Source organism: Moorena sp. SIO2C4 (assembly GCF_010672485.1).
In the GTDB taxonomy this organism is placed as follows: domain Bacteria; phylum Cyanobacteriota; class Cyanobacteriia; order Cyanobacteriales; family Coleofasciculaceae; genus Moorena; species Moorena producens.
This window is the reverse complement of sequence record NZ_JAAHGN010000376.1, coordinates 1-6,590: the sequence shown is the minus strand read 5'-3', so window position 1 is coordinate 6,590 and position 6,590 is coordinate 1. Positions and strand designations below refer to the sequence as shown.

Annotated in this window: 8 protein-coding genes; 3 read left to right on the top strand and 5 right to left on the bottom strand. The window is 44.5% G+C overall.

What is annotated here, in order from left to right; translation table 11 throughout:
- The 3 genes from folD to F6K20_RS19380 form a co-directional block, all read left to right on the top strand.
- Positions 1-753: bifunctional methylenetetrahydrofolate dehydrogenase/methenyltetrahydrofolate cyclohydrolase FolD (gene folD, locus F6K20_RS19390; RefSeq protein ID WP_287295691.1), on the top strand; the 753-nt coding region annotated here is incomplete at its 5' end.
- Positions 754-1,124: 371 nt separating this feature from the next.
- Positions 1,125-2,054 carry a geranylgeranyl diphosphate synthase CrtE gene (gene crtE, locus F6K20_RS19385; RefSeq protein WP_008179964.1) on the top strand — a complete coding sequence of 310 codons (930 nt, stop codon included), beginning with the start codon at positions 1,125-1,127 and terminating at the stop codon, positions 2,052-2,054.
- A gap of 222 nt (positions 2,055-2,276) precedes the next feature.
- The gene (locus F6K20_RS19380) at positions 2,277-2,732 is read left to right on the top strand and encodes a divergent PAP2 family protein (RefSeq protein ID WP_008179962.1); all 456 of its coding nucleotides are present in this window, start codon (positions 2,277-2,279) and stop codon (positions 2,730-2,732) included.
- A gap of 46 nt (positions 2,733-2,778) precedes the next feature.
- Here the strand turns inward: F6K20_RS19380 and F6K20_RS19375 are convergent, their stop codons facing one another.
- From F6K20_RS19375 to F6K20_RS19355, 5 genes are all read right to left on the bottom strand, one after another.
- Positions 2,779-3,426 (bottom strand): hypothetical protein, encoded by a 648-nt coding sequence (locus F6K20_RS19375; RefSeq protein WP_008179960.1) that lies wholly within the window; start codon positions 3,424-3,426, stop codon positions 2,779-2,781.
- Positions 3,427-3,480: 54 nt separating this feature from the next.
- A complete protein-coding gene (locus F6K20_RS19370) occupies positions 3,481-3,804 on the bottom strand; it encodes an MgPME-cyclase complex family protein (protein WP_008179959.1) in 324 nt (107 codons plus the stop codon).
- A 22-nt stretch (positions 3,805-3,826) separates the two neighbouring features.
- Positions 3,827-4,549 (bottom strand): pyridoxine 5'-phosphate synthase, encoded by a 723-nt coding sequence (locus F6K20_RS19365; RefSeq protein ID WP_008179955.1) that lies wholly within the window; start codon positions 4,547-4,549, stop codon positions 3,827-3,829.
- Positions 4,550-4,790: 241 nt separating this feature from the next.
- On the bottom strand, positions 4,791-5,702 hold the full coding sequence (locus F6K20_RS19360; protein ID WP_131827221.1) for an acyl-CoA desaturase: 912 nt from the start codon (positions 5,700-5,702) through the stop codon (positions 4,791-4,793).
- A 227-nt stretch (positions 5,703-5,929) separates the two neighbouring features.
- On the bottom strand, positions 5,930-6,157 hold the full coding sequence (locus F6K20_RS19355; RefSeq protein WP_008179952.1) for a DUF167 domain-containing protein: 228 nt from the start codon (positions 6,155-6,157) through the stop codon (positions 5,930-5,932).
- Positions 6,158-6,590 lie beyond the last annotated feature (433 nt).

Genomic DNA, 6,590 nt, shown 5'->3' with positions numbered 1-6,590 from the left:
TTGATGGTAGGTGACAACCCTGCTAGCGCTGCCTATGTTCGTAATAAGGAACGTGCCTGTGCTAAGGTGGGCATTGCTTCATTTGGTCGTCATTTTCCCAGTAACACCTCCCAAACAGAACTCGAGGAAACCATTAACTCGCTCAATCAAGATCAGCGTGTAGATGGAATTCTGCTCCAGCTGCCCTTACCCGACCACCTAGATGCTGTTTCATTACTGCACCAAATCCATCCGGATAAAGATGCTGATGGATTACACCCTGTTAATCTAGGTCGTCTGCTGCGGGGAGACCCTGGTTTACGTAGCTGTACACCAGCAGGGATAATGCGCCTGTTGCAAGAGTACCAGATTAATTTGTCTGGTCAAAAGACAGTAGTGGTAGGACGTAGTATTTTAGTAGGTAAACCCCTAGCACTGATGCTACTAGAAGCCAACGCTACAGTAACAATTGCTCATTCGCGCACCCAAGATCTGGGGGAGCTGACACGTCGCGCTGATATTTTGGTAGCAGCTGTGGGACGACCTCAACTGATTACCAGTGACATGGTAAAACCAGGTGCTGTCGTAATTGATGTTGGTATCAATCGCGTTAGTGATCAACAAGAAAAATCTCGTCTTCTGGGAGATGTCCACTTTGACTCTGTTCAGGAAATAGCCCGATATATTACCCCTGTCCCTGGTGGCGTCGGACCGATGACAGTGGCTATGCTACTAAATAATACGATCCTTAGTTATACAAAGAGGTATTCTTGAACAGTTTTGCTCTCGTGAAGATTGACAACAATCAATCAAACCGTTGTTTATGATTAAAATAATTTCATGTCACAGCAGGCCTGGTCAACAAAAGAACTAATTAAGAAGACTGAAAGCTATAAAATATAAAACTATTATAAATCTGTGTTGTAAGTTTTACGAACATATTAAATGTTGGGTTTGAGAGGGTTAGACTCTAGTTTAGCGCTACTGATAAATTTCATAAATTTCAAAACTCGACAATCCTAATTAGCATCAGTAAAGAGTTTTGTTCATCAAACGAGAAGTAGGAGAATTAGACAAGGTAGTTTCAAGAAGACCCCCAGCCCCGTAAAATTGTTAGAGGAATCAGATAATCAAGGAATCAAGGCATGGTAGCGACGGAGGGGCGACCTACCCCCAAGAGGGAATCCCCAAGTTTAGACTTACTAACTTACTTAAAAGAGCGAAAGGCTCTAATTGAGTCAGCTTTAGACCAGGCTCTGCCCCGAATGGAGCCGGACAAAATTTACGAGGCAATGCGCTATTCTCTGTTGGCTGGAGGTAAACGCTTGCGCCCGATTCTGTGCCTAGCTACCTGTGAGCTGATGGGTGGCACGGTGGAGATGGCAATGCCAACCTCCTGCGCTCTGGAAATGATCCATACCATGTCATTGATTCATGATGACCTACCAGCAATGGACAATGACGATTACCGTCGGGGTAAACTAACTAACCACAAAGTATTTGGTGAGGACATTGCCATCCTCGCAGGTGATGGTTTATTAGCTTATGCATTTGAATATGCGGCGGCTCAAACTAAAAATGTACCAGCTCCCCAAGTTTTGCAGGTAGTTGCTTGGTTGGCTAAAGCAGTCGGAGCATCGGGATTGGTTGGGGGTCAAGTGCTTGATCTCGAATCAGAAGGTAAGTCGGATATTAAAGAAGAAACCCTCTCCTTTATCCATACTCATAAAACTGGTGCTTTGCTAGAAGCCTGTGTAGTTTGTGGTGGAATATTGGCAGGGGCAACGGCAGCTAACTTACAAAGGCTATCCAAATATGCCCAAAATATTGGTTTAGCATTTCAAATTGTCGATGACATCCTAGATATAACTGCTACCCAGGAGGAACTAGGTAAAACAGCAGGTAAGGATATTAAAGCACAAAAGGCTACTTATCCTAGCCTATGGGGGCTAGAGGCATCAAAAGCCAAAGCCCAGGAGCTGGTGAATGAGGCAAAAGCTCAAATTGAATCCTTTGGGGAAAAGGCTCAACCCCTGATTGCGATCGCTGACTTTATTGTGAATCGCACTCATTAAGGTACTTGGTATTGGGGTAAGGCCAACGAAAGTTAAAGGATGAAGTCTTTAATCCTAGCCTACAGGAACACCAAAAACAAATATACTTCATCCTTAATTATACCCTAGAAGGGACGCTATCGGGGGAACATACTTCATAACTTCATACTTGATCCTTCATCCTTAATCGTTTCCCCAATGCTGAGTTACCGATGACCAATGACCAATTTAAAGTAAATAATTATGCAGGACTTTAGCGACATCCTAAACAACCAGGTGTTGCTGGTTGCGCTCATCGCTTGTCTGGTGGCTCAACTATTTAAATTTTTGGTTGATCTAACCAAAAATCGCAAACTTAATCTTCGGATACTGGTGACTGCTGGTGGAATGCCTAGTTCTCACTCAGCATTCGTCACTGCCTTAGCATTTGGTGTAGGACAAACGGTGGGATGGGCTTCTCCAGAATTTGCGATCGCTTTAGTGTTTGCCATCATAGTCATGTATGATGCTGCTGGTGTCAGGCAAGCTGCCGGTAAGCAAGCTCGAATTCTCAACCAAATTATCGATCAGTTTTTTAGCGAAGACAAAGAGTTGAAAGAAGACCGCCTTAAGGAATTATTAGGTCATACACCCTTTCAGGTGCTTGTTGGTTTGGTGTTAGGTATCGCTATTTCTTGTATAGCAGCAACGGCTTATTAATCATGTTAATTAGTAATTTGCCATTAACTAGTTCAAGCGGAACTAGTTAAAAGCGAACCACCTTACGTTTTAGTAGGGTAACTCGGCGACTATCAACAACCATTGCCCAAAACCCCCCTGCGCTCAGTCGCCTTAAGATTGAGTTAGCTTGGGTTTCACTAGTTGTGTGTACTGTCAGTAAGTAAGGTCGCTGAGCATAAGAAACCAAGCCAACATTGACGCCCAGTAGTTGCTCTAGTCGGGATGCCACTTCTGGTTGATTGAAGTAGTCCACCAGAACTGCATAACCATCACCCAATCCCTGAGGAGTATAACCTTGTATAGTAGCAGTCTGTATAGTATTAGGCTGGCTTGACGGTGGAGATTGAACTACAAAAGCTGAGTATCCAACTACCTGATCCAGATAGCGTGCCCAATCTTTAGCATCGTTAATCCCTCTGAAACCCCCAACGCGAGTTACTATGTCTTCCAAATATTGACAAAAATTAGTTTTTGCAGTGTTGGGTAAAATTCGTTGAATTTGTTCGTGATTTTTCCTAGTTCGGCTAAGCACTAACAAAATGTACTCACCGTTTTGTGGTGGTTGGCATTGAGGAGTTATTGGTTGAGCATAAACCGAATCAAAGACACCAGCTAAAGCAGCCAGTGCTATCGATAAAATTTGTAAAATAAACTGTATTGTTTCCCTGGTCATAGATGATTAGAAAGTAGACCCATAGCCACTGTCTTGGAAGCAAAAAACTAACCATCAAACTGATGCCAGAGACGCTAGAGGGTCAGGTATACTATCTGATGGTGCCTGAAATTCACCAGTTTTGACAAATTCTAGGCGCAGCTTTAACCAGGTGATGAACTTAGGATTAGTAGAAATTATCGCCGTTGCTGGTTGCGGACATTCCTGCTTGACCTGGGACATTTGGGAACTTTCCAAGAATGCTGGCTGGTTGACTAACCAAAAGTCTATTTCTTTTTCCTGTTCATGGTAGTGCCTGGTACGTTCCCGAAGTACTTCCTCCAATGGTTCTTCTTCAAGGAATTGTTGACTGGCTAAAACGTAGTAGTAAGTTTGCATAGTTTCAGTTACTGAGGAAAGCTCAAAATTTACCTTGCATCGCTTGTTTCATTTCTCTGACCGCCCGTTCTATACCCACCAGAGATGCCCGAGCAATGATGCTATGACCAATATTGAGTTCTTCCATACCTTCGATACAAGCAACCGGGTAAACATTCCAGTAGGTAAGACCATGACCAGCATTGACTCGTAAGCCAGCAGCAATCGCTTGTTGGCATCCGGAGGCCAAAACTTTTAATTCTTTAGCCTGACTGACTTCATCAGTAGCTTCTGCATAACTCCCCGTGTGGAGCTCAATAAATTTAGCTTTTGTTTTAGCAGAAGCATCGATTTGGGCGGGATCAGCGTCTATAAATAAGCTAACGGGAATGCCAGTGTTCTGTAACTGGGCTACAACCTCAGTAAGGCGAGGCATTTGCCCTGCTACATCTAGCCCTCCCTCGGTAGTCACTTCTTCTCGTTTTTCTGGTACGAGGGTAACGTAATCGGGTTTGACATCTAGAGCGATCGCTACCATTTCATCGGTAGGTGCCATTTCCAAATTCAGATGAGTTCGCACCGTTTGTCTTAACAGAGCAATGTCCCTATTTTGAATGTGACGTCGATCCTCTCTTAGATGTGCGGTGATGCCATCCGCACCAGCAAGCTCTGCCAACACCGCTGCTGCCACTGGGTCAGGTTCTACAGTGCGCCGTGCCTGACGAATTGTGGCAATATGGTCGATATTTACGCCCAGTGTTAGCACGAATGTTTTTCTCCTGGATTTGACATCCTAGCCACGACCATAGCGCAGCTTGGTCTTGAATTCCAAGGCTTTAAAACCTTAGCTTTGAGCAACATAGCCTTTTCTAGTTTAACAGGGGGAGGGAACATCTAGAGAGATTATCTATCAAGTGTCTACAAGACAGTACCCCGTGAATTAGAAAGCCCCTCGCGAGGGGCGTGCGCAGCGAAAGGTAGTTCACCTGAAATTCTTAATCCTGGGATTAGATGTTTCTAGGTTGCAGTTGGTCTGAGGATGGTAATTTGACATTCCAGGCCAGTCCTAAGCGCTGAAGCAGCAGGATGAAGAACCAACCCAGGTCAAGTTGCCACCAATAATGTCCAAATCTTGCTGAGTTGGGAAAAGCATGGTGATTATTGTGCCACCCTTCACCAAGGGTCAAGATGGCGACGATAGGATTGTTCTTGCTCATATCAGAGGTAGTAAACAGCTCGTTTCCCCACAGGTGGCAAACTGAGTTGACACAAAAGGTGATTTGACGAACCAGAAAAATCCGAAATGCTCCGCCCCAGATTAAACCACCTAAGACTCCTGAGACAGAACCAGTCAAGACTCCACCCAGGAAACCAGGAATTAACAGGGACAGCAATACCCAAAAGACGTAGAGGTTGTCTATTCTTCGGATCAGCTTGTCCTTGATTAGGTCAGGAGCATACTTATAGGGAGGCTGCCAATCCACATTCACAATCCAAGCAATATGGGAATGCCAAAACCCTTGGATAAATCCCCAAAATCCTCCCTGGTGAAGATGGGGTGAGTGAGTGTCTCCGTCTTGGTCAGAGTAAATATGATGGCAGCGATGATGGTGAACCCAGCTAGTGACTGGTCCTTGAGCTGCCATACATCCAGCAATGGCTAAGAATGCCCTTATAAAGGGTCCAGTATGAAAGGCACGATGGCTAAAAAGCCTGTGATACCCGACGGTAATCCCGATGAAATTCAGGATGTACATCCCGAGAAAAAGACCAATATCGAGAGGCTGGACGTTCAGTTTCTCAAGGAACATAACTACTATCGCAGCGATTACTCCCACAGGGGACATGGCGATAACGATAGTAACTACAGTTTTCTGAAGTGTGCTGACTTGTGGGGCAGTAGATGAAGAGATTGACACTTGTGTTGTTTCGATAAGATACTAATACACCAAAACTAAGCATATCCGATTGCTTGTCAGTCTGGCTCTGTTTGGACTCTAGCTCCGTGCTTAGCACGAAGGCTATCAACTGGGATTTTTGGATTTTGGATGGTTGTATTTTCGGCTAAATCCTCCAATTCCAGGGATTTAAGTTACATTTGGGCTAATCCTGACGGTATTGGTCATGGGTGACCTATTGCAGCTAGCTAGGCATTGGTGTTGATTTCAATCAATTTATTCCTTGAGGATAAACCTGACTTAATTTGGATACGAGACTTTGGTACTTTAAACCTTTGAGCCAGCAACTCAATTAACTCCTGATTGGCCTTGCCATCTACAGGTGGTGACTTCAAATGCACCTTGAGTGTCCCATCGTCTGAGTCTTCTATCTTTTGATGTTTAGAATTGGGTTTAACTTGAACTCGCCTCTTCATCAATGAAAGTTTCGTCAAAATCTTCTGGCTTCTGGGTATCGGAAGTTTTAATGTAGTCACCGTTTACCAGAGTAGCATACTGATCCGGATCGGCTCTGGTAAGTGTAAAGACTTCTGTTGCGATCGCAACATAACCCTAATTCGAGCCAAACCATTGGAGTCAAACGACTGCGCCAATCGCGGTAAATTTCTTGACTCATCTTGCCCCTAAAAACTTGAGGTTCTTCAGTACCTACTATGCTAAATTTATAGTTTACCCCCCCCGAAAAGCTTACTGTGTAAGGGTTATGAGGCTATTTAACCATAAATTTTTCCCATATAGCTGCCTCTTCCTCCTGCTCCGAAGTCCCTGCTCCGAACGCGCCCCGCGTGGCCTACGGCCTCAGTCCCTTTGGCAAAGTGTTAATTTAGCATAACAAGTACGGAAGAGCCA

What these genes read in the sequence shown, in the direction of transcription:
- crtE (WP_008179964.1), top strand. Translation starts at nt 1,125, where the DNA reads ATGGTAGCGACGGAGGGGCGACCTACCCCCAAGAGGGAATCCCCAAGT.
- F6K20_RS19380 (WP_008179962.1), top strand. Translation starts at nt 2,277, where the DNA reads ATGCAGGACTTTAGCGACATCCTAAACAACCAGGTGTTGCTGGTTGCG.
- F6K20_RS19375 (WP_008179960.1), bottom strand. Translation starts at nt 3,426, where the DNA reads ATGACCAGGGAAACAATACAGTTTATTTTACAAATTTTATCGATAGCA.
- F6K20_RS19370 (WP_008179959.1), bottom strand. Translation starts at nt 3,804, where the DNA reads ATGCAAACTTACTACTACGTTTTAGCCAGTCAACAATTCCTTGAAGAA.
- F6K20_RS19355 (WP_008179952.1), bottom strand. Translation starts at nt 6,157, where the DNA reads ATGAAGAGGCGAGTTCAAGTTAAACCCAATTCTAAACATCAAAAGATA.